The sequence below is a fragment of the Neolewinella persica DSM 23188 genome (genome assembly GCF_000373105.1).
Lineage (GTDB): Bacteria > Bacteroidota > Bacteroidia > Chitinophagales > Saprospiraceae > Neolewinella > Neolewinella persica.
Window position 1 is genome coordinate 1 of record NZ_KB890455.1, and the last position, 23,946, is coordinate 23,946.

The 23,946-nt window shown below is 50.3% G+C and carries 19 protein-coding genes; 13 read left to right on the plus strand and 6 right to left on the minus strand.

All coding sequences use genetic code 11. From position 1 onward, the window contains the following. On the plus strand, window positions 1–264 hold a 264-nt coding region (locus tag B036_RS30480; protein ID WP_020570795.1), incomplete at its 5' end, for an integrase core domain-containing protein. Between the two features lie 139 nt (window positions 265–403). Continuing rightward, window positions 404–1,699, plus strand: coding sequence for a serine hydrolase domain-containing protein (locus tag B036_RS0121460; RefSeq protein WP_020570796.1), 1,296 nt, complete (start codon window positions 404–406; stop codon window positions 1,697–1,699). Window positions 1,700–2,027: 328 nt separating this feature from the next. Here the strand turns inward: B036_RS0121460 and B036_RS0121465 are convergent, their stop codons facing one another. Beyond that, window positions 2,028–3,488, minus strand: a complete 1,461-nt coding sequence (locus B036_RS0121465; protein WP_020570797.1) for an NAD-dependent succinate-semialdehyde dehydrogenase — start codon at window positions 3,486–3,488, stop codon at window positions 2,028–2,030. A 269-nt stretch (window positions 3,489–3,757) separates the two neighbouring features. On the opposite strand from B036_RS0121465, the gene fahA reads away from it, so the two are divergent. From fahA to B036_RS30490, 7 genes are all read left to right on the plus strand, one after another. Continuing rightward, a complete protein-coding gene (gene fahA, locus B036_RS0121470) occupies window positions 3,758–4,984 on the plus strand; it encodes a fumarylacetoacetase (RefSeq protein ID WP_020570798.1) in 1,227 nt (408 codons plus the stop codon). Between the two features lie 207 nt (window positions 4,985–5,191). After that, window positions 5,192–6,073 (plus strand): KilA-N domain-containing protein, encoded by an 882-nt coding sequence (locus B036_RS30485; RefSeq protein ID WP_020570799.1) that lies wholly within the window; start codon window positions 5,192–5,194, stop codon window positions 6,071–6,073. A 168-nt stretch (window positions 6,074–6,241) separates the two neighbouring features. Next, complete coding sequence (locus B036_RS0121480; RefSeq protein ID WP_020570800.1) at window positions 6,242–7,108, plus strand: flavin reductase family protein; 867 nt, start codon at window positions 6,242–6,244, stop codon at window positions 7,106–7,108. A 657-nt stretch (window positions 7,109–7,765) separates the two neighbouring features. Beyond that, the gene (locus B036_RS0121485; RefSeq protein WP_020570801.1) at window positions 7,766–8,437 is read left to right on the plus strand and encodes an AAA family ATPase; all 672 of its coding nucleotides are present in this window, start codon (window positions 7,766–7,768) and stop codon (window positions 8,435–8,437) included. 43 nt (window positions 8,438–8,480) lie between these two features. Next, the gene (locus B036_RS0121490) at window positions 8,481–8,897 is read left to right on the plus strand and encodes a hypothetical protein (RefSeq protein ID WP_020570802.1); all 417 of its coding nucleotides are present in this window, start codon (window positions 8,481–8,483) and stop codon (window positions 8,895–8,897) included. Window positions 8,898–9,984: 1,087 nt separating this feature from the next. After that, window positions 9,985–11,367 carry a replication initiation protein gene (locus tag B036_RS0121495; protein WP_169435087.1) on the plus strand — a complete coding sequence of 461 codons (1,383 nt, stop codon included), beginning with the start codon at window positions 9,985–9,987 and terminating at the stop codon, window positions 11,365–11,367. Window positions 11,368–11,533: 166 nt separating this feature from the next. Beyond that, complete coding sequence (locus B036_RS30490; RefSeq protein WP_020570804.1) at window positions 11,534–12,523, plus strand: sugar phosphate isomerase/epimerase family protein; 990 nt, start codon at window positions 11,534–11,536, stop codon at window positions 12,521–12,523. A gap of 3 nt (window positions 12,524–12,526) precedes the next feature. Here B036_RS30490 and B036_RS0121505 read toward each other — a convergent pair whose 3' ends face one another. The 4 genes from B036_RS0121505 to B036_RS0121520 all read right to left on the minus strand — a co-directional run bounded on the left by B036_RS0121505 (window position 12,527) and on the right by B036_RS0121520 (window position 16,565). Beyond that, window positions 12,527–13,027, minus strand: a complete 501-nt coding sequence (locus tag B036_RS0121505; RefSeq protein WP_020570805.1) for a hypothetical protein — start codon at window positions 13,025–13,027, stop codon at window positions 12,527–12,529. A 2-nt stretch (window positions 13,028–13,029) separates the two neighbouring features. After that, window positions 13,030–14,346: a sulfite oxidase gene (locus B036_RS0121510; protein WP_020570806.1), complete on the minus strand. Its 1,317-nt coding sequence runs from the start codon at window positions 14,344–14,346 to the stop codon at window positions 13,030–13,032. Between the two features lie 72 nt (window positions 14,347–14,418). Further along, entirely contained in the window at window positions 14,419–15,453 is a 1,035-nt protein-coding gene (locus B036_RS0121515) for a sterol desaturase family protein (RefSeq protein WP_020570807.1), read from the minus strand. Window positions 15,454–15,479: 26 nt separating this feature from the next. Beyond that, complete coding sequence (locus B036_RS0121520; protein ID WP_157472295.1) at window positions 15,480–16,565, minus strand: sulfurtransferase; 1,086 nt, start codon at window positions 16,563–16,565, stop codon at window positions 15,480–15,482. Between the two features lie 317 nt (window positions 16,566–16,882). Between B036_RS0121520 and B036_RS0121525 the strand changes: the two genes are divergently transcribed. Continuing rightward, the gene (locus tag B036_RS0121525; RefSeq protein WP_020570809.1) at window positions 16,883–18,259 is read left to right on the plus strand and encodes a cytochrome ubiquinol oxidase subunit I; all 1,377 of its coding nucleotides are present in this window, start codon (window positions 16,883–16,885) and stop codon (window positions 18,257–18,259) included. A gap of 198 nt (window positions 18,260–18,457) precedes the next feature. Next, entirely contained in the window at window positions 18,458–19,564 is a 1,107-nt protein-coding gene (cydB, locus tag B036_RS0121530; protein ID WP_020570810.1) for a cytochrome d ubiquinol oxidase subunit II, read from the plus strand. Between the two features lie 33 nt (window positions 19,565–19,597). Here the strand turns inward: cydB and B036_RS0121535 are convergent, their stop codons facing one another. Beyond that, window positions 19,598–21,967 (minus strand): TonB-dependent receptor domain-containing protein, encoded by a 2,370-nt coding sequence (locus B036_RS0121535; protein WP_020570811.1) that lies wholly within the window; start codon window positions 21,965–21,967, stop codon window positions 19,598–19,600. 383 nt (window positions 21,968–22,350) lie between these two features. Here B036_RS0121535 and B036_RS0121540 point away from each other — a divergent pair, with 383 nt between their 5' ends. Beyond that, the gene (locus B036_RS0121540) at window positions 22,351–22,917 is read left to right on the plus strand and encodes a hypothetical protein (RefSeq protein WP_020570812.1); all 567 of its coding nucleotides are present in this window, start codon (window positions 22,351–22,353) and stop codon (window positions 22,915–22,917) included. A 30-nt stretch (window positions 22,918–22,947) separates the two neighbouring features. Further along, the gene (locus B036_RS0121545) at window positions 22,948–23,769 is read left to right on the plus strand and encodes a hypothetical protein (protein WP_157472297.1); all 822 of its coding nucleotides are present in this window, start codon (window positions 22,948–22,950) and stop codon (window positions 23,767–23,769) included. The last annotated feature ends 177 nt before the right edge of the window (window positions 23,770–23,946 follow it).

Here is a 23,946-nt window from a genome sequence, read left to right on the forward strand (position 1 = left end):
ATCAACGGCATCTTGAAGACCGAGTTGTTACAGGACGGCTACCCTACTCATGAAGAAGCTCTCGAAGCCGTAGCGGAGGCTATCCGCATCTATAATGAAGAACGGCCGCATCGCTCCGTCGACATGATGACGCCGCTACAAGCTCACAAAATGATGGGGCCGATGCCGAAACGGTGGCGGAAAAATAGTCGGAGAGAAAAATCTTCTAAAAAGCGGCAGAAATCCCAACAGGATCTAAATGTTAAAAGTGTAGAGCTATTTTAGTGTATAACCAATTTAGTCTCTAAAACGACTCTATAGAAAACGTAGAGCTGCTTTAGGGCATGACCTTCTAATCCACCATTACCCTCCAAGCCCTTACCTTGATGTTCTTCCTTCAAATTCGAAACTCGCTCATCCGATCATGACTACCCCCATTCGTTTTTTCCTGATACTTCCCCTCTTTGCCCTGCTTTCCTGCGGGTCTGGTACGGATCAACATCCGCCAGAGACCATCACTGCGGAACCTGGCTTCCATCATCCAATCATTGCATCCGGCGTCCGCGCCCGCATTGACAGTACGCTACGGGCCCTCACTGGTCCAGGTAGCACAGCGGGCGTCTCTGCCCTGATTTATGAACAAGGAGAAGAAGTTTACTTCGGCGCTTTCGGCTATACAGACAGGGAAGCAGCGCGGCCAATGGACCGCAATACCATCGTGCAGATCTACTCCATGACCAAACCGTTGACCGGCACTGCCCTGATGCAACTATGGGAACAAGGTAAATTCAAACTCGACGACCCGGTCAGCCAATACCTCCCCGAATTAGCCAATTTAAGCGTCTACGCTGGGGTGGACGCCAACGGAAAAGTCAAAACCGAAGCACCTCGCCGGCCAATGACCATCCGCGACCTCACCCGCCACACCGCCGGTTTTTATAACGGCGGCGACACCCCGGGACTGCAGGAATTGTGGGAAAAAGCCGACGTGCGAGCCACCGACCATACCCTCTCCGAACTAGCGAAAAAAATAGCGACCTATCCCCTACTCTTTCACCCCGGTGAACAATGGCTGTACGGACCTTCGGTCGATATGCAAGCCCTTCTGGTGGAGCGACTCTCCGGTCAGCCTTTTGACGAATACCTCCGCGCCAACGTGCTCAATCCGCTCGGCATGACAGAAACCCGGTATTTCGTTCCCGAAGCAGACCGAACGCGGCTTTCCGCCGTTTACCGGCGAAGCGACGATGGCACCCTCACCCAAATGCCCGCAGTGGAAAGTCAAGCTTTCAATACCAACGCGCAGGTGCTCACCCCCGGCGGTTGGGGCCTTACCGCTACGCTGGACGACTATATGAGCTTCGCCCAAATGCTGGTAAACGAAGGTTCCCACGATAGCGTCCAGATTCTCAAACCGGAGACAGTTAAGTTAATGGCTACCAGCCACCTCTCAGAAGACATCAAGGAACGGAGTTGGCTACCCAGCAAAGGACAGATGGGCTTTGGCATCAACTTTGCCGTCCGGGTCCGACCACCCGCCGACAAGGACGAAAACAATGGCATAGTCGGCGAATTCTATTGGGACGGCGCAGCCAGTACCCTCTTCTGGGTAGACCCCACCAACGAACTGACAGCAGTGCTCTTCACCCAACTGTTTCCTTATGACCCGATTCGGTTGCATAAGAAGTTTCGGGATGCTGTTTACGGTTCGGTGGAGTGAGTTGGAGAAGGTTGATGGTGTCGTGCCTCACGGCAGGATTCCAAACAGTTAGCTATAGTGGCTAATCAACTTTACATCCGTTTTGACGGTTCGAAAAGCTTAGCGACCGTTGTTATGCTACACTTTTCCGTCGTGCTTCGCGCGACGGAGAGCCTGTTTTATTGATCGGTCTCCGAGCTTGTTGAGTAAGCTAAGTTTTCTTATTTCCTGGTAAATAAAGTTGATAACTGGAGGTAGTAGTTTTGGGTAATTAGAATTATTTAAATCATTTAAAGAAATTAAGAAATGAGTAAAACACACACTTGCATTCTTACCCTCACTCCTTCCCCTATTCACCAACCCCACCCCAACACATGTACTTAATCTCCAAATAATCCTCCAGCCCATACTTCGACCCTTCGCGTCCAAAGCCGCTTTCTTTCATCCCGCCGAAGGGCGCGACGGTAGTAGAGATCATCCCGGTATTGATGCCCACCATGCCATACTCCAGGGCCTCCGCCACGCGCCAGATCAGGGCGTAGTCCCGACCATAGAAGTAGGCGGCCAGACCAAAGGGCGTATCGTTGGCCAGGGCGATAACTTCCGCCTCGGTGTCAAAACGGACGATGGGGGCCACGGGACCGAATATTTCGGTTTGTAGCAGGTCCATATCCTTAGTTACGCCGGCAAGGACCGTCGGGGCGTAGCAGCGGGCACCGGTTTTCAGCTGACTACCGCCAATTTTTACCATCGCGCCCTTTTGCTTTGCGTCGTCCACCAGTTCCCGGACCTTCTTGAGCCCGGCGTCGTTGATGAGGGGGCCGACGTCTACGCCGGCCTCCCGGCCGTCCCCGACGGAGAGTTCTTCGACTGCTGCTGCCAGCCTTTCAACGAACTGGTCATAAACGGAGGACTGGACGTAAAAGCGATTAGCGCACACACAGGTTTGTCCGCCGTTTCGGTATTTCGACGCCATGGCACCTGCGACCGCGCCCTCGATGTCCGCATCCTCAAAAACGATAAACGGTGCGTTGCCCCCCAGCTCCAGCGAAAGCGCTTTCACCGTCCCGGCGCACTGCCGCATCAGCTCCTTACCCACAGGCGTGGAGCCAGTAAAACTTAGTTTTCGTACAATTGGGCTCGAAGTGAGCACCTCCCCTACCCTCTTGGCCTGGTTACTCGTCAGCACATTGAAAACACCTGGTGGAATCCCTGCCGCTTCGGCGAGTACCGCCAGCGCCAGGGCCGACAAAGGCGTATCCTGGGCTGGTTTGATCACCACCGTACAGCCCACCGCCAGCGCCGGAGCCACCTTGCGCGTAATCATGGCCACCGGAAAATTCCAGGGCGTAATCGCCGCCACTACGCCCACCGGCTGCTTGATCACGGTAATCCGCTTATCCCTTCCGTGCCCGGGGATGACGTCGCCATAAGCCCGTTTCCCTTCTTCAGCAAACCATTCCACGAAGGACGCCCCGTACTTTATCTCTCCTTTTGCTTCCGCCAGCGGCTTACCCTGCTCGGTCGTCAGAATCAGTGCCAGATCGTCGATATTTTCGAGGATCAACTCGAACCAACGGCGCAGAATTTTGGATCGTCGCCCGGCGGTCTCCGCCCGCCAGCTTTTGAAGGCTACAGCCGCTGCTTCGATCGCTATTTCCGTATCCGCCGCCCCTAAATCGGCGACTTCGGCGATTAATTCATCGTTGAAAGGGTTCAAAACGGGAAAGGTCCGGCCATCTTTGGCGGGTATCCATGTTCCATTGATGTAGGCCTGGTGACGAAGGAGATTGGGGTTGGACAGTTTCATGACAGTGATTTTAGGTTAAGGGCGCCCTCACCCGAAGGTAATAACATTAGGGTGTATCCACCATGAACCAGGTTAAGCTCAACCAGCATTTTGATTATAACAGAGTGGCTGATCCTTCGGTTCGGGTGGGGACACCCTCAACGGGGAAACAGACCCTGAGAGTTGTGGCCTTTTTAAGCTCGTTTTCGTTTTAAAAAACCGCCCGCAAACAATACACTTCCTACCTTTGTTGCTCCGACAACTATTAAGTTTAAGTCAAAGCAGCGTTCATGTTAGTTCAAGTAGCCAAAGATTCCGATTTTACCATTCATAACTTGCCCTGGGGCATCTTTTCCGTGCCGGGAGAGTCTCCGCGCGTAGGCATGGCCATCGGTGATCAAATCCTCGATATGGTAGCCGTGGCTGAGCTGGAACTCTTTGACTTTGACGTTAGTGTTTTCTACGAAGACAAGCTCAATCCGTTCATTGCGCTGGGTAAAAGCGTGACCAATAAGGCGCGGACGCAGGTGCAGGGTTGGTTGAAAAGCAAGGACAGTCCCCTTGCCGGCAAACCGGAACTATTCGTCCCCCAGGCCGAAGCCACGATGCACCTGCCGATCAGCATTGGCGACTACACCGATTTCTACTCCAGCATTGAGCACGCCACCAACGTTGGCCGCATGTTCCGCGACCCCGAAAACGCCCTGCTGCCCAACTGGCGCCACCTCCCCGTAGGTTACCACGGCAGGTCGTCTTCCATCATCGAATCCGGCGTACCAATTCGCCGCCCCAAGGGACAGACCAAGCCCCCTACCTCAGATACACCGATCTACGGCCCCAGCAAACGCCTTGACTTCGAGCTCGAAATGGGCTTCGTTATCGGCAAGGACTCCGAACTCGGCCAGCAGGTTTCTACCGACGAAGCGGAAGACTACATCTTTGGCCTCGCCCTGTTCAACGACTGGTCTGCCCGCGACATCCAGAAGTGGGAATACGTTCCCCTCGGCCCCTTCCTGGGCAAAAGCTTTGCTTCCTCCCTCGCTCCCTGGATCGTCACGCTGGAAGCCCTGGAGCCTTTCCGGACCGCAGGACCGGCACAGGACCCTGCCGTACTACCCTATCTTGCATCCCGCGGGCCCGCCAACTACAACATCCAACTCGAAGTTGGCATTACCCCTAAAAATGGTACAGAACAGGTCGTCTCCCGTTCCAATTTTGGCTACATGTACTGGAGCATGCGCCAGCAACTGGCCCACCATACCGTAAATGGTTGCAACGTGCGCGTTGGCGACCTGATGGCCTCCGGCACCATCTCCGGCAAAGACGAAAGCTCCTACGGCTCCATGCTAGAGATCTCCAAAGGCGGCAAACAACCCTTCCCCATGAACGACGGCAGCACCCGAAGCTTTCTCGATGACGGCGACACCGTCACAATGCGCGGTTGGGGTGAAGCCGGAGATATTCGGGTCGGTTTCGGTGAAGTTTCTGCGGAAATTTTACCTGCCAGCCCTGAATGAATAGAGGAAGGACCCTTAAAAATTTTTCCCTTTCGGAGAGCCCTCAATCTTTCCACTTAAACCCAGTTTTCTTAAAGTATAGTCCTGTGATCCTGCTTCAAGAAATGGCGTTGAAACAACTTTGTCCCTAAATTGCTTAATATGTCTGCGTGTAAAACCTGTCGAATTCGACAGGTTTTACACGCAGACATCAATAGAATCACATCTATGGCTAAATCATCATCTATCGTTGTTAAGGGAAACGATGTTCGCCACGATCCTAAAAGCGATTTCATCTGTATAACTGATTTGGCAAAGCTAAAAGGGGATGAGCCGGATGTACTAATTGCCAACTGGCTTCGGACAGCTGATACTGTTGACTTTATCCAGGAATGGGAGCAACTTTACAATGTCAACTTTAAACCTGTCGAATTCGACAGGTTTACGAAAAAGGCAGGCCGTAACGCTTTTCGCCTTTCTGCTAAAAACCTGATGGAAATAGGATGTATTGGAATCTATTCCAAGAGAGGACGTAATGGAGGAACCTACGCCGCCATTCAGTGGGCTATCCATTTTGCCAACTGGATGGATCCCGCCTTTTATCTCGCAACTCTCGATTCCTACATCGATCTGCAAAGAACGGTCTATGGTGAAGACGCCACCCGGCTTCGCTTCTCCCGCGAACTGGCGGCGAAGAACTACAAAATGATTACTCAGGCTAACAGCCAGCGCCAAATCCCCAATCCTCCAGACCCTCATACCCGCGATATCATATATGGCGATCGTAAGTCTACCCTCCGCCGGCACCTGAAACAAGTCGACGCCGACATCCTAAATCTAGCGCTCTGGAAAATGACCGCCAAACAATGGCGTGCCAGGTTCCAGCCAAAGGACAAACGTGCGAATATGCGTGACTTCGCAACCACTGAAGAACTCAATACCATGGCCTCCCTCCAGGTGATTCTGCGCCACCTTCAGGAGGATCAGTACTCCCGCGAGGAAATGCTTGACCGATTAACCATCAAAGCCAAAGAGTTCATTAAGTTTTATTGTGATACGCCAGAGAAGATTGAGCGCTTGAAGCAAGTACAGAAGCAACGAAATTGGTAGTATCCGCCAGTTCATACCTTAGCAAAAAACCTGAATACGGAATCACTGTTTTCCAAACTAAGTCTAAACCTACTCGTAAATGGCGGTTATACGACGAGCGATAATAGGACACGCCCTTGAATAAAGGTGCCGAATTCAACACCTTTAAATTACCGACAACTCTACTCGATGATCATAGATCCTAAAAAAGTATCAACCGCTGAGCTCTTCGGCTACCTGACCACCGCAGTTGCCCCGCGTCCCGTCTGCTTCGCGTCAACGATCGACAAGGAGGGCAACGTCAATCTGAGCCCCTTCAGTTTTTTCAACGTCTTCAGCGCTAATCCGCCGATGATGGTTTTCTCCCCTTCCCGGCGGGTGCGTGATGGCTCAACGAAGCACACGCTGGAGAATGTGCTGGAAGTACCCGAAGTAGTGATCAACATCGTCAACTACTCTATCGTAGAGCAAATGTCGCTGGCCAGTACCGAATATGATAAAGGGGTAAATGAATTTGATAAGGCGGCGCTGACGCAGGTGCAAAGTGAAGTAGTGAGGCCGCCTCGTGTCGGGGAATCCCCCGTTGCTTTCGAGTGTAAGGTCGATCGCGTGATTGCTTTGGGAGAAGGGCCGGGAGCAGGCAACCTCATCCTGGCCCGTGTCGTCATGGCCCATATCAATGAGGACTATCTCGGCAACGATGGTAAACTCGACACCCGCAAACTTGACCTCGTTGCCCGCATGGGGGGCAACGACTATTGCCGCGCCACCCCGGAATCCCTTTTCGAGATTCCTAAACCCGTTCTGACCAAAGGCGTCGGCATCGACCAGCTACCTCCCCACATCCGCAACAGTACCATACTGACGGGCAACAACCTCGGCCGGCTCGGAAACGTCGAACGACTCCCCCACCCTGCCGATGTCGCAAAAGTTGTTGACTCCGCCAGTTACCGGAAAATCAAAGCTCAGGGACCTGAGGCCATCCATCGCCTTGCTCAAAGCCACCTGAACCAGGGGCGGACCTGGGAAGCTTTGTGCTGGTTGATGGGATTGTAACCCCCCTCCTCGGATATATCAAAAGCCCCGCTACTCATGAATGGAGTAGCGGGGCTCTTCGTTCGGCAGGCTTTCAGCCTGCCGTTCAACGGCCTTGATTGGTTTTTTAAACTAAAGTGAAGCGTCAATAATTTGAGTTATCTCCACTATACTGACTTATCCAGCTGAATCCGGAGTGTGTACCCTACCCTACTAAAAGCATCTAAAAAACTCCATGGCAGAAAACGGCGAGTTTAATTTAATCCTAATTCAACTTTATGCAGCTAGTAATTAAGAAAGTTGAATACCGGATTATAGGACAACGTGATTCCTTTCCTTCACCCTATTCAGGTCTGACTTATTCTTACGAAGGGCATGACACAAACCACAATGAATTGATAAGCAGTTATTTGAGAGTTACTATAAATTTATAGTTTCAAATTTTTCTTTATATAAAGATGTCTTTAACGCGTTAAAACCTCAGGTCAGAATTGCCACTTAATGCATAAAGACGTACTTATGTCTTTACTTCTTCAAAAAAGTATATAAATTCATAATGATGTCATTATTATATTATATCTTTGTATCTTTACATAAGTCAATCTTTAAATAAAGAAGTAATGATGTCCTTAATACCTTACATAAAGACATCATCATACAAAGATATAAAGAACCAACATGATCATTTCAAGCATCAACTATAAAGGCGGGGTAGGGAAGAGTACGGTAGCGCAGAACCTGGCCGTAGCGCTAGTCCATCAGGGGCACAAGGTTTGTTTGGTAGACGCCGACAATACCAGGGCTACTTCCAGCTGGAGTGACCGACGGGACGAAAACGGTATTGAGCCTTCCATCCCCTGCATTTCCCTGACTAACCCCAAGAGCTTTGCCAAGCAAGTACGAGCGCAGTACGAACAGTACGACGTGCTGATCATCGACTGTCCGCCGGCCCTTTCCCCCATTGCGGTAAAAGCCATGTACACCAGCCATTTTCTGATCATACCGATCAGTACTACTGGCGGCAGCGACGTTTGGGTATCGGAACAGTTACTGGAGAAGTTCCAGGAGATCCGTGAAGCCAAGGACGATGCGGGAGATGACCCCGTCAACGCTCAGCTGCTGGTCAATATGCACCGGAGCAACGTAACGCTGCATACCCTGGCCGCTGGCATCGTAGAGCAGCTCGCCGAAACCTACGAGGTGGGTCTGTTCAAAGTGAAGCTGGGCAACCGGGTGGCCTACGGCGAGGCAAATGTATCAGGTTTAGGGGTAGTAGAATACTCCGATCGAAAGGCAAAAGTTGAAATCGACCGACTAACCCGGGAGCTGGTGGCACTTGCTACTGCTTAGCGTTCGTGTAAAACAAGTTTATTAAAGACATAAAGATTTAAAGATGGCAAAGAAAAATTTACTGGCAGCAAACCTGAAGCGCCCCAGCCTGAAGCGCACTGTAAAGGTGACCGAAGAGACAATGGACGAGGTCGTCCAAAAGGTAGCCGACAACCCTCCTGCAAGAGAAAAACCAGTTGCTAAAGCCGAAACGATCCCTGCTCCTCCAACGACTACGGCACCTGCGGCCGCGCCCAAAAAAACGGCTCCCGCTGCAACACCCCGGAAGGGTAGGGGGCGCCCCCGGAAAAGTGAGGCAAGCGCACTTTCCACCCGGTCCGTATACCCAAAGGAAGGAACCAAACGGCTCACCCTCGATATTCCAAAAGAGCTCCACCTCAAGCTAAAGTACCTTGCGCTGGAGCAGGAGACTACAATGAAGGACTACATCATCGAAGTCGTTGCCCGATCGCTTAAGTAAAGCTTACCGCGAAGTATACCAAATCTAGGACAAGCCCCGATAAAGCGGTTGCTTTACCCCACAACTATACCAAATATAGGTAAAAGGCCTTCCGTACAAGCTAGAAAGCAGGGTTAATGTACCACATTTAGGAAATGTGGCCAAAAAAGCCAGGAAAGCAGGGTTAAAGTAGCGAAAGACCGGGTAAATGTACCACCTTTAGGGGTGCTATAGAAACAAAAAAAATACCCTAAAGAACTGGTAATCATATAGTTATATCAACATATACCAAATTTAGAACCTCTCGCCTACAATACCTCACCACCCCGAATTCTGCACCGCTCCGAAAACGTGGTATAGTTAGATTGTTTGCGGAATTGTACCGGTTCTAGGACAACAATGGGCCGTTTTACCGCTCATTTAGTACAGTTATCATCAGTAGTACGGTGTTTCGGCTTCCGACGACCTAAAAAAGATATAATTGAGCCAGGAAGGTGTACTCTCCGATATGAATTGTACCGAATTTAGGGGAAGGAAGGAATAAATTGAGAAGGAAATCTGGCATAAACGCTCAAACTATACCAAATTTAGGAAAAGCTGGCTTCTACTATAGCCTCAAAGCGTTCTACCCTCCTAAAAACAGCGTCAAAACAGGAATTATACCACATTTAGGACGTCCCGATTGAAAATGAAGGAAAAGGGACTAATTTTAATCTCTCTCAACTATACCATATTTAGAACACGAGGTGGGCTCCTTTAAAAGTTCTCTAGGAAGCTAATAATTGAAGTAAGAGAAACAACTATACCAAAAGTAGGGGCTTTGCCCTACTGTTGTTTTTACCTTTTAATACTCTTTTATCCTTTTAGGAGCCCATAACTAACTGTTTATCAGTAAATTATAAACCTAACTATACCTATTTTAGGAAGAAGTGTACCATATTTCGGTCGTAGTATACCGGAAGTCGGTCAAATTGTACTGAAATTAGGATTACTGTTTCCTAATAATGGTATGCTTTCCTAGATATGGTACAGTTGGATGGGGTGGCAAGAATACCGAAGTACAGGTCTAAATATACCGTATCTTGCGGCAAGATATAATTCGCACCGAATGACACCATCCATACCTACTGTTCGCCTGATGGTCAGGAAGTCAAACTCCCTGGTCGAAGCCCGATATAAGTTCAATATGTGGGAGACACGCGTCTTCACAAAGATGATCACAATGGTCCGTATGGCCGACGAGGATTTCAAGCCTTATCGTATCTATTTGAGGGACATCATCCAGGAGTTTGGACTTGACAAAGATAAGGCCTCTTACGATCTGCTACGTGATGGCGCAAATACGTTGCTGCAGAAGGAAGTATCCATTTTTCAGGAAACGGAGGAGGGGATGAATGAAACCCGGACCCACCTCATTGTGGACGCGACGACACAGGTGCAGGGCTCCAATACCAATTATATAGAGGTAAGGTTTCACCCTAAGATGAAGCCGCACATACTGGAGCTTAAATCTCGCTTCACCGTTTATGACGTAAAGAACATCCTTAACCTGCCCAGCAGCTATTCCGTCCGGATCTACGAGTTGCTAAAGCAGTATGAGAAGATTGGGTACCGCACTTTTGAATTCGAGGAACTTAAAGAAATCATCGGCGCCAAGGAGATGCACCGGAACTCGAAGGGGAAAATGGTGGTGAAGGACAACTACCCGCTCTACGGTAGCTTCAACCAGAAAATCCTGCAGAAGGCCCAAAAGCATTTGCTGTTGCACACCGACCTGTGTTTTGAATTTGAACCACTAAAGCAGGGGCGTAAGGTGAATAAAATCCGTTTCATCATCATGCGAAACCCACGCTATGATGCAGCGCAGGTTGATGAGAAGATGCCGGAGCTGGGCATGCAGCAGGTGAGCCACGAAGAAGATGCGGTTGTTTCCCGTCTGTTTGTCCAGGTCGCTCCCTACGTGGAGGAACCCGCGGTACGCCGCTGGGTGAAGGCGTACTCCGAAGAACAAATCCAGTACGGCATCAATTACACCTTGAATCAGCTGAAGTCAGGTAAGGACATTCAGAACATTGGCGGATACCTGCATACCATGGTTTCAACCGACAACCTGGTGGCGGCCCGCGCTGCGGAAGAAGCAAAGCGGAAACAGGCCCGGAAAAAAGCAGATAAGCGACGGAAGGAACTTGCCCAGGTGGAAAAGAAGTATGAGGAAATCAACAGCCAATTGGTGGAGAAAACCGAAGAAGTCATCCGCGGTATTTTCGACCGGTTTCCGGACGCAAAGGGAAATGCCTTTGCTAAAGCCTCAAAAAAAAGAGGGAGTGGTTACCGGAGCGACCGGAGTAACGCGGAGAACATGGCAGACCCCATTTTTCGGGCCGTCTTCCGTGGGATGGTCAGGAAAAATTATCCCGAACACTTCGCAGCGTTGAAAACCTTAGAGGATTGGGCCAAGAAGCTGCGGGGGCAGATGGGAAGGCTTAGATAGTAGGAACTAGGTAACTAGTGGATCGTTTCAGAAGTTCCTAAAAGGCGCGGCCGCAGGTGCAAAGGGAGGAGCCGTGCATGCAATGCATAAAGATGTCTTTATGTGTTGTAGTACTAATACCTGTAACTTTAGTTTACTCATTTATGATTTTCTCAAAATTTACAATATGGCTGGCTCGCCAAAAACACACCTGGTCATGCGGTACACCTTCCACTACCTAAGCGCCTTTCTTTTTTGCTCCTTCCTGGTAGCTTGCTCTTCCTCCTCCGATCAGGTTAAGGTCAAGGAGGAACCGACCGACATCCCTGAGCAAAGGGTAGGGGAGAAGTCAATTGCCCGTTACTCCCTCGCCCAGTGGTCCTTTAACCGGGATTTATTCGCGGGAGAAATGACCAGCCAGGATTTCGTGAAAGCTGCGGGTGAGATGGGATTTGAAGGGGTTGAATACGTAAGCCAGTTTTTCCAGGATAAGGTAGAAGACGAAAGCTATCTTGACGAGTTGGCAGCTACGGCTAAGCAAGCTGGCGTAAAAAATCTAATGATCATGGTTGACCGGGCCGGTAACCTGGGCGCATCCGACTTGACCGAAAGAGAAACAGCCATTAAAGAACACCTCAAATGGGTGCGGGCCGCCAAACGCCTGGGCTGTCCGATCATCCGGGTCAACGCCCATGGAGACGGTACCCCTGAAGCGATCAAGACCGCCTGCCTGGATGGCATTGGCCGCCTGGCAGCGGCCGCGGCACCAGAAGACGTACGTATCATCATCGAAAACCACGGTGGTATCTCTAATGACGGTGCCTGGTTGGCAGATTTAGTCCGCCAGCTGCAGCCCCTTGGCGTAGGCAGCCTGGCTGATTTCGACAATTGGTGCACAGAACGGGTGGGCGGTCAACTATGGGGTACGCCATGTATAAATCGATACGACCGTTACCGGGGCCTGCGGGAATTAATGCCTTATGCCGAATCCGTCAGCGTGAAGGCGTTCGAATTTGACGCTGAAGGAAACGAGACGACAATGGATTATGATGCCCTCTTCAAGATCATTCGTGCTGCCGACTACGGTGGTTACCTCGGTATAGAATACGAGGGGCATGAATTGTCTTCGCGTGAGGGGATTGAAAAGACTTTGGCGCTGGCTAAGAGGTCCTGGTAGGAACTACTGTTCCTTTTCCAAATCCAACACATACCATTCAATAGCATCCACGTCAATACTAGCCCGCCGACCAATGTCTTCAGGCGCATAATTGGTGGCCAGATAGCTCAGGATGATCGGCTCGTTAGCACCTAGGTCCCACAGCCCTTGTTTGGCCTGCATCCAACGAATCATCTCCGTCCACCCTTCCCGTGTAGCCCGGTTCTGGGTAACCAACTTGGCGGAATGGCAGGCGGTGCAGGTGCCCCGAACGATGTCAAAGCCTTCGGCGTAAATGAGTCCGGTCGCGACGTGAATGCCATCTTTGATCTGGTCTTCGTCAGCCATACCTCCTGTTCCGCTTCCGGGCCGGTAGGCGGTCATGTCCATTGGAACCGGTCGATTCCGAAAGGATTGCATCACGCTGTCCCCGAACAGAAGAAAGAGGAGCACCAGCGCGAAGGCCATCAGTGCAAGGTTTAATATTGCCAGCATGGGGGGGAGTACATCAGGGCGTTTACTCATAATCAGGATACTTTTACGGCGATGCGGTGGCAGGCATTATTGAGATATCCCCGGGGGTTCCACCCGGGCAGCAACATTGGTTGGGCGGCACCGGCCGAATCCGTTGCCCGGACCCAGACTTCATAGTACCCCGTTTCGGGGAACGAGACGTTGGCATCGAAGGATTGCCAACTGTAGCGGTTATCTGATACCCGAACGGTACAGGGAGACCAGCTGGAACCAAAATCGATGGACCATTCAACCGTCTTGATCTTTTCAGCCGAAGTCCAGGCTTTCCCCCGGATGGGAAGACGTGCCGTTTGTTTTATCGTAGCACCGGTCTTTGGGAAAGTGATCAGCGACTTAACGGGCATCTCCTCGATGATGCACATTTCATCGTCGGGAACTTTTGTTCCAGGGGCCACTGGCTTGCAGGGTACCCGGTAAGATTGACCGGTCATCTTCGGGCCATCGTGTACCTGGTCGCGGATAACTACTTGCGACAGCCACTTTCCGGAACAGGAAGCTGGGAAGCCTCCAAATACCAGCCGGAGCGGGTAGCCGTTGAGTACGGGAATATCCTTTCCATTCATGGCCCAGGCGATGAGACTTTCTTCTTCCATAGCCTTAGTGACCGGGACGCCGCGGGAAATGACGACTTTTCCGGCTTCTCCCGAAAGGTGGGTGTCCTGGCCGTAGTAAGCTACGTACACCGCATTGCTTTTTACACCAACGTCTTTGAGAACGTCCCTTAACCGGACACCTGTCCACGCAGCGCAGCCTACCGCACCGGTAGACCACTGGTTGCCCTTCGCAGGAGGGTTGAATTCCTTCCGGCCATTCCCACCGCACTCGAGGGTAAGGTTGTAGGTAACGTTTTCAAACTTAGACTTAAGCTCCGCAAGGGTGTAGGTCTTCTTCTGGCTGGCGGATTCTCCCTCAATGGTCAATGTCCAGCTGCTAACGTCAATGCTCTCCGGTGGAATGCCGTTGTTACGGACAAAAAAGAGGTCATTGGGCGTTAGTTCATCATCCAACAGATGGGGCGGTGTTTCTGCGTTGATGGGCTTATCGTTGAGTACTACCATACCAGCTCGTTTGCCGGGGAGGTTGAAAGGCTGGTCCGAATAGGCCAGGCCTGCAGGAATCATTCCGGCAGGGAAGTTATTGGCGAACACCATGTTGGAGCCCAGTGCTAAAGATAAAGCGGTGAGGGCACCTTTTTGTAAGAACCCCCGTCGGGTTACGGGGTCACTGGTACGGCCCCACAAGAGCTTGTCAGCTTCAATTGGGTCTTTTTCGTATAACTCGTGAAGACCGATCACTTTTTTGTCTGGCATGTTCTTTAATCTTGAGGGCTCATTGCGCCGGTTAATATTTTTATCGTTGGATTGTGTGGAAGACTAGTGCGTTTATTCCTTTTGATTATCCTTAAAGCCGTAGGTTGCCTGTCCGGCAAAGCCATGGGGGAACTTCTCAACACCCGGGAAGCCAAGTCTTATGTCCTGCCCATCGTGAGGAATATAAGCTGTTTTAAAAAGGTAGTCCCAAATTGCCAGGGTAAGGCCGAAATTAACCCCAAAGCGGCGAGTCTCTGGTAATTCATAGGAGTGATGCCAGATGTGCATCTCCGGGCTGTTGAAAAGGTACTTCATCAGCTTGCCCAGCAGTAGACCACCTGCTAAAGAGAAGGCGATGATAATACCGAACTTAGCCAGTAGGGTAGGGGAACCGAATAGGGTGATGTCCAGTAGTCCGTTTGCAGCTACGGTTCCCAACAGGGCACCAAGAATACCCCCGGTTACGTAGCCACTAACACTGATATTGGAATGATTGTAGTGCCCCCAGGCCAGGGTAAAGATGTGGATGATGAAAAAATCGTAGAGCCCGATGCCCAGTAGTGCGAGGGGGATATACTCGATGGTTCGGTAGACGATGTTCTCCATCCAGTGGTAACGCAAATGAGCCGCAAATCCCATTTCTTCTACTGAGTGGTGGACTTTGTGAAACTCCCACAGCGTATCCGAACGATGTAATAACCGGTGGATCCACCACTGCACAAAATCCCGGACGAGAAACCCAATGAGGAGGACTGCCCACATAGGGAAGCTATTCATTGGGTTATTGGCCTGGAGGTCAAATCCTCCGGTAATCCAGCTGATACCATCGTTGAAAAGGTTAACGATGACGTTGGAAGCTGCACTGTAAATGATCAGTGAAAAGAGGAAAAAATTGAAGAACATGTAGAAGACATCCAGCCAGAAATCTTTTCGAAAAACCGGCTGCTTTTTGCGCCAGGGGATGACCACTTCCAGAATAAAAAAGAAGAGCGAAACTACAATCAGCCAATAGAAATAGTTGTTCCAGGCCGGATGGGTTATCTCGTGGTATAAGTAGTCGGCGTAGCCGGTGTAGCCTTCTTTAAACAGGTTCCAGTACTTATTCATGATGCGATTGTTTACTTGCTGGTAATTTATTCAATGTTTTCGTTCTGAAGAGCGGCCACCATGTCACGGTAGATCAATTCTGTTTCAACGGAGCTGGTAAGATGCTGCAATTTCCCGGAGGTATCTGATGCGTAGACGTAACTCCATTCAATCCAGGAACCATCATAGTTCTTGACGTTTGGGTACTCAAGTAACTGGCTGAGGACGAAGGTAGTGTGTGCCGATCGAACCCCTGAATGGCAGTAAACAATGATCTTCTTATTTGAGGTGATGCCCTCCCGAAGAAAATTGTGGTTTAAGTCGGCCAATGACTTAAATGTATGATCCGAATGAAGATCTACCGATTCAGACCAATTGAGGTGGCGCGCTCCGGGAATGGCACCTGGGGCGAAAGCTCCGGGTTTATAGTGAACTACCTGGTTGTTCGAAAGATGAGGGATCCCCAAATATTCATAATCCTCTCTGGCGTCGATAATTATGGTGTTTGTATCGGTCGTTGCGGCCAGCACTTCTTCCAGAGAAGCGCAAAAAGTATCCTGCCTGGGGCCGGGAAAATGGTAGTCTGTCGGTACCCGGTTGGTATCAATAGATTTGACAAGTGGGTATCCGGAATGTTGCCAGGCGGCCTTCCCTCCATCCATTATTGCGACCCAATCATGCCCGTAGCTTCGGAGGATCCATTGCAAACGGGCAGCATCCACACTTCCTTTGGTACAATAGATAATGATCAGTTTATCGTTCTCCGCGCCCAGATCTCCCATCAGTTGCTCCATCTTTTTGCGAGTGGCGCGCATCCCTCCGTAAGGATAATTATCATGGTCGGCGTAATCCGGACGCCAAAGGTTAATTGCTCCGGGCAAATGACCCTCCGCAAAATTCTCAGCCTTACTCGCTTCAATCAATAGGGGAGGAGGCGACCTTTTTAGTAAGGTGGCGACTTCTGTTGCCGACAATAAATACGGACTGCTGCCGAAAACTGCAGGCTGATCATCTGTCAACTGTTGGTCAGCGCCTTTTTTACAACCGATAGATACCAATAAGAAGGCCAGGAGCACAAGAGTATTCTTGAGCGTCATCACACGTCCTACGCCTATATCATGATGTGTTGGCACGAAATCATCCTTTGAGCGAAGTCAAGATACCTGCTCTGGATTTTGCTACTTGTGATCTATGTCACACAATGAAAAAGTTATTCAGGAGAACTTTGCAACTGGTGAAGGCGAATCATTAGTTTGCTTTCTTTAACTTCCTTTGTACCTGCGGCCACGCCTACTGTATACAAATTACTAATTAGGCGCGGTCGCAGGTGCAGAAATGGTTGGGAGAAGCAAATAAATCCTCTCAATTCAGACTACTTTTAAGTTACGGTGGCGAAGTAGTGCTTTTGTCCTCTCGCTATGTTTAAACTACAACTAATACCCCTCAGATAATGGACGTAGAAATTCTTGCCAGGATACAATTTGCCTTTACCATTGCCTTCCACTACATCTACCCGCCGTTGAGCATTGGCATTGGTTTGATTATGGTGATAATGGAAGGCTTATACCTTAGTACCGGAAACAAGATTTACGAAACGATGTGTCGTTTCTGGACAAGGATCTTCGCCCTTACCTTTGGCATCGGTGTGGCAACCGGCATCGTTATGGAATTTGAATTCGGGACCAACTGGGCCACCTACTCCCGCTACGTTGGAGATATTTTCGGCAGTGCCCTGGCCGCCGAAGGGCTGTTCGCCTTTGCGTTGGAAAGCGGATTTCTTGGTATCCTCCTTTTTGGCTGGAACCGGGTGAGCCCCCGGGTACACTTCATTTCTACTGTCGGGGTTTTTCTCGGATCTGCCTTCTCGGCAGTTTGGATCACGGTGGCCAACAGCTGGCAGCAAACGCCGGCAGGTTACAAGATCGTAGGGGAAGGGATGCAGGCTAAGGCTGAAATTGTGGACTTTTGGGCCATGGTCCTCAATCCTAGCAGCATCGACCGGATGCTGCACGTCTGGATCGGTGCATTCCTGGCCGGTGCTTTCCTGGTGCTGAGTGTCCATGCCTATTACCTAGTTCGGGGTCGGTACGTTGAAATGTCGAAAAAAGCCTTCAAAATTGCTTTAGTCGTGGCAACGGTCTTTAGTCTGAGTCAGCTTTTTACCGGCCATCGCAGTGCGGAGTATGTCGCCGAATACCAGCCGGCCAAACTCGCGGCGATGGAAGGACATTTTGAAGCAGAGGCTCCTGCGGATCTCTATATCATGGGGTGGGTCGATAAGGAGACCCAGACAACTACCGGCATTGGTATTCCTGGCGGACTCGGCTTCTTGCTGGAACAGGATTTCGAAGCTCCAGTAACGGGGCTGAACGCCTTCCCTGAAGAGGATCGCCCGGGGCAGGTAAACGCCGTTTTCCAGTTTTATCATCTGATGGTTGCCATTGGTATGGCCCTGATCGGGCTGACGCTACTAACTTGCTTCTTTTGGTGGAAAGGAACGCTCTTCGATAAGAAGTGGCTCCTCTGGATTTTTGTCTGGGCGGTTGCCCTCCCGCAGATGGCCAACCAGTTCGGTTGGTTCGCTGCCGAGATGGGACGCCAACCCTGGGTCGTTTACGGTCACCTGCGTACCTCCGATGCCTTTTCCCGCGTGGTAACCGCCAATCAGATTTTGTTTTCCCTAATCGGTTTCATGCTCATCTACCTGCTGCTGGCCATTCTTTTCTTCTACGTCCTCAATAAGAAAATAAAGAAAGGGCCCTATGATGAAAGTAAGATTGACGACCGGCCGCTGCAGGAGGGTATTGCAGAGGTTATCGAAGGGTAGCGCGCTGCGCGACAGAGGTCGCTCCCCTCTCGTTTCAGTAGCTACAAGTGTTGCAGCGGAAGCACTCTACAGCTCTCGCACCCGGAGCGCAACGACCCCGCAACTACTGCAACAGGAGCGTAAGCGACCCTGCAACTACTGCAACAGGAGCGCAGCGACCCCACAACAAAATTGATCAACCACCAAGGTTTTGCCAACATGATAAAAATCGTTCTCATCCTCGCTTCCCTCTTTCTTTTCACTTCCTGTGGCACCGACGCGTCATCGGGTTACTCTACCATCGCTGGCATCGATTACCCGACTTTATGGTTTATGGTAGTTGGAGCAGTATTTACCGGATATGCAGTGTTGGATGGTTTTGACCTGGGCGCCGGCGCCTGGCATTTGTTCTTTCGAAAGGAAGAAAGTCGGCGGATAGCCCTCAATGCTGTCGGGCCGGTGTGGGACGGAAATGAGGTTTGGCTGGTCATCGGTGGAGGCACCTTGTTTGCGGGTTTCCCGGTGGTGTACGGTAGTCTTTTTTCGGCGATGTACATACCCTTTATGCTCTTTCTCTTCGCCTTGATCTTCCGGGCCATTTCCATCGAGTTTCGCAGCAAGGAACCAATGAAGTGGTGGCGTCAGATGTGGGATGTCTCTTACAGCATAGCCAGCGCCTTGCTGGCCCTGCTACTCGGGGTAGTGTTGGGTAACGTTTTGCAGGGTATGCCGCTGAACGAAAACTTTGAGCACAGCGGAAGCTGGCTTGCTTTTCTAAACCCCTACGCCTTCCTGGTGGGAATCACCTCCCTTTCCTTGTTTATGATGCACGGGGCCATTTACCTGACGATGAAGACCGAAGGCCGACTCTTCGCTAAAGTCAACCAATTATTGCAGCGTTCCATCATCGCTTTCGTCGTTCTCTTCGTGCTACTGTCATTGGTCACCCTGCTGTACATTCCACATTTATCCGACGGGTTCAAGGCCCGGCCCTGGCTGTTCTTTATCCCGGTGCTGGCTGTGTTATCTATTGCGAACATCCCCCGGCTAGTCACGAAAAGAAAGTACCTGCCAGCTTTTATTTTTAGTGCCATCACCGTCGGGTTGTTGCTGATCACGGTAGCCATAGAGTTGTACCCCGTTATTATCATCGACAGCAGCGGTTTGGGTAACGATATTACCGTTTACAACGGAGCGGCCTCCAATAAATCGCTGCAAATTCTATTGACTTTCGCCGCTATTGGTGGTCCGCTGGCCTTATCCTATACGGCGTTTGTGTACAAGACTTTTTGGGGTAAGGTTAAACTGGATGAGCACAGTTATTGAAAAGATCGTGAGGGGCTAAACGCTGCCATCGAATTACCCCCTTCGCCGCTGCCCGGAGTACTCCATCGTTTCTCCCTTGCCAAACCCGTAACTGAAGCCCAGGGTGATGAAGCGCCCACGCAGCCGACGGCTATACTGATAAACCTCCACCTGGTCAATCACGCTTTCCTGAATTCTGGAAGCAAAGAGGTCCCGAACACTGAAGCTAACGGCTCCTTTACCACCAAACAGTTTTTTGCGCAGACCCAGGTCGGCAAATAACTGTTCACTCACCTCGCTTTGTACCGTCTGGAAGGCAGATTGGTACTGACCGGTTACCTCGAAGTCGAAGTCGAGTGGCAGGTTGAACTTGGTGGTCATTTTGCCGCTATACTGATCGGCCGAAAAGTCAAAGGAAGTACCTTCCAGCTCACCCTCGCGGGAGAAGAAGTTGTAGTTCAGGTCGCCGGTAATGGTCATGAATTTGGCGGGGATGGTTTTGAAGTTCAGCTCAAGCCCGGTGGTCCGGTTGATGCCGATATTTCGCGGAGTGGTGATGCTTACATTGTCCTGAAAGATCGTGATGCGCTCCACCACGTCGGTGGTGTAACGACGGTAAGCTCCGACGTTGAAGGAGGTTTCTCCCAGAATGAAGATGCTCGTTACCTCGTAAGAATCTGTGAATTCGGGTTGGAGATTGGGGTTGCCAGCGCGGATGTTGAAGTTGTTGCGCGGGTTGAAAAACGGATTGAGGTCCCACAATCTGGGACGGAAAATCCGACGGGAGTAACTAGCCTGCACCGAAACGGCGTCCGAAATTTTGTAGGAACTGGCGGCGCTGGGGAAGAGGTTGGAGTAGTTCTGGTCGTTGGACTCGTTGGTCGTTTCCAGCAGGGTTTCCAAGTCAGTATTTTCCAGGCGGAGACCGAATTTAATGCCCAGATTAGCAAACTGATAAGCTCCGGTGCCGTAGAAGGCGAGCACCTTCTGGTTCCAGTTGAAAATGTTGGTGAGGTCGGGGTCGACGACGAAATTGGTGCCGTCAAAATTGCTCACCGAAAAGTCATTGTTTACGTTGCTGGTGACGTACTGTGCGCCGGTTTCAACGGTCATTTTTTCGTTGACGGGCCGGGTATAGTCTACCTTGAAAGTATTCTCTTGCTGACCGAAGTTGGTGCGCGTTTGCTGCCGACCGTCGCGGTCTAGGCCGGAGAGGGTAGTGTTGGCGAATTCCGAAGACTGGTCCTTGGAAAACAGGGTGCCAAGGGCGCTGAAGATCAGGTCGTGGTCTTTATGATCTTCAAAATCACGCTTGTACTGTAGCTCGAACTGGTACTTGGGATTAGTAGCCTCGGTTTCCTCTTCGCGCTTCCAGGTTGAAAGGATCTCATTAGCGGCATCGGTCAAGGTAAAGTCGTTGCGGGAGGGCTGGTCTTCGATCTCGTAGGAAAAATTACCGGAAAGCGTGATGACGTTCCGCTCGTTGATGAGGTAGTCGGTGCCTAGTACGGCGTTGTAGTAAAATTCATTGCGGAATTCCGTGCCCTCACTCGATACGGTATTACCACTTACCCTATCCTGGTTAATCGCCCGCTCCTCGTTGGGCTGCTCCCGATATCCGACGCCCAACTGACTGAAGAGATTGAATTTGTCGGTCCGGCGGTTCAGGCTCAGGCCCACGCTGTGGTTTTCGGGCGTACCGGTATTGACCGAGATGGCCCCATTGAGGCCCTTGCGCTCCTCCTTTTTAAGGACGATGTTGATGATCCCCGCAGTGCCCTCAGCGTCGTATTTGGCCGATGGATTGGTAATAACTTCCACGCTTTCGATCATGTCGGCCGTGATGGTCCCCAACAGGTTACCCTGCTCGCTGGCGATAACGGAGGGCTTGCCGTTGATGAGAATCTGCACACCGCCACTGCCGCGAAGCTGAACCTGCCCTTCTATGGTGACATTGACGGAGGGTACGTTGTTGAGTACCTCCAGGGCGCCGGCACCAGTGCTGCTCAGGTCTTTGCCGACGTTGAAAACCCGCTTGTCCAGCTTGAATTCTGTCTGAGATTTTTCGGCGCGGACGGTAACTTCTTCCAGCGTTTGGCCCGTGGCGGCGAGTTCGATCAGGCCAAGGTCGGCCTGGCCCGCAGAGAAACTAATCGCCTCTTGCCGTCGGGTTTCAAAACCGATGAAGCTGATGTCGAGGTACACTTCAGTCGTGGCGGTTTTTAGGGTGAAATTTCCGGCCAGGTCGGTAGTGGTACCGCCAATACCGGCTTTGGTCGTCGCGTCGGAGACCAAAACGGTAGCGAATTCGATGGGCTGGCCACTGCCTTTATCGACTACACGGCCCGTGATGGTATTCTGGGCGAAGCCGCAGGTGCAGAGTACGGTGATGAAGAGCAGGGTAAGTAGGTACGGTAGTTTCATTTGGCACTAATTTCTAATGGTGAAATCAGGGTTGTTGCCTTTAGGTTCAACCTTTGTACTATCCAATCTACCATTGGGGTGTTTTGATCGACAGTTCGGGGAGGAACAGCTCCTTCTTTTGTCCATTGCTCTGCACCTGCGGCCGCGCCCGGAAAATATTATTATTTGAGAACTAATCGGAAGCATAAAAACGACAGCCTAAAGATTGCTTCCACGGGCTAAAAATCTTCCTGGTTAACTATAGTTATAACGCGGATGTGGTCAAATAAAATGACCTTGTTAGTTGATAATCAGTGCGGAAGGCTTAAATTGGGGAGTACAAAACAAGTTGAATGCCTCCTTCCTTTCAAGAGGAATAAGTCTTTCTTCTACAAACACAGACAATGGAAGCACAAAAAAAAGAAATCGCTGATAGTGTTTCTGAAGGAAACACTATCCAAGCCTTTGAATTAGCGATTAAGTACTTTCCAATGTACGCCAGCCAGCTAGTGGTCCTGCGAGGAAAGTTTGTACGCCTGGAAGGGCGATTCCACGCCGGTGCGCTAGGCATCGAAAAGTATAATCAAGGGGTAGCAGACATATCTCTTGATTTAATCGAGATGCTTTCACAAACGGATATCCAGTCGGTGGCCAACAAGTCAAACCATCCGATAAAACGGATAATCAATTTCCAGATGGACTTTTTAAAGGACGTTATCAGCGAGTTTTCGCGCTCTAAGTTGATTCTCTTCGCCAGCCTGGCCTTTGTTCTGATTGTGGGGGTCACAACAATAGTCCTGATGAGCCAGGTGATGCCTACGCCCTGGGGGAAAACCATACTGTCAGCTACATTATTTGCCTTTCTCTCATTAGTCGTTTCTTCCCTCGGGTTTATTAACGTTCAAATAAAGCAGTTCAAAGGAACAAAGTCATTCCTGAAATTTCAAGAGTACTCAGACCCAGAGTCCTAAGTATTAGCGCAAAATGTAAATACCCAGAAAATGAAATTTTCAGAACAAGTAACCTCCTATCAAAGGGCACTAAAAAGAAAGTCTCGCTTTTTCAGTTCACTAATGATGGTTTCCGGGATAAGCCTTGCGGCAGTTGCCCCGTTTCTATCTAATGAGATCAGCAAAATTGAGTGTGAGACAATAGAGACAGAACCAACTCAGGGCAATAGCGATGAAGTGAGCAACTTGAAAATTGAGCTGCAGGAGAAGGACCTGCTGGTCACCCAATTAGAGAAAGAATTGGAAAGCAAAGATCTAGAAATAGATAAATTGGTGAGTAGGCCAGATTGTGATGTAGCCGTTCAGGTAGTTACGGTAGAAAGAGACAGGCTAAACGAAGAACTGAACGATCTGGAAGCTGAAGCCGAAGAGAACGTGAGCGCCCTCAACGAATGCCGGGAACAATTGGCGGCATGCGAAAAGGAGGTGACTAGTACGCCAGCTGACTGTAAAAGATATACCGATCAAATAACGAGATTGGAAATTTTGTTAAAAGCAAAAGACAAAGAGATCGAAAAATTAACGAAAGCTCAGCTGCCGGCCGTAAAGTGTCCCCAGGTAAGTTTAACGGGGGCCTTCCACCCAGAAGAAGTATTCAATTTTAACGGTAACAACTTTATGGTCAAGTTGAACTCAGATGATGTCGGCGCCCGGTATTTCTTTTATCATAATAATAAAGATGTCACTTCTAGCATCAGGACTGTAAATAAAACACGCTATTATTCCTTTAAAGACCGCAACGGAAATAGCTACAGGGTAAACTTTGGCAGGATGCTCAAAAATAGTATCCGCTTTTCCCTGACTCCAGGATAAGTAAGCTAACCGTGATGTATTATTTTCAGGATTGCTCTTTCAGCTTTCTTTACCTTAAAGCGTCTGTGCTTCGGGTTGGTATTTCGGTCCGTTTTCTTCCCGAAGGCCTGGTCGCTTATCCCCTTCGACAAAATCGCGGAATCTCCTTGTTTCGCGAAGTTGGGGAACGAAGTGACT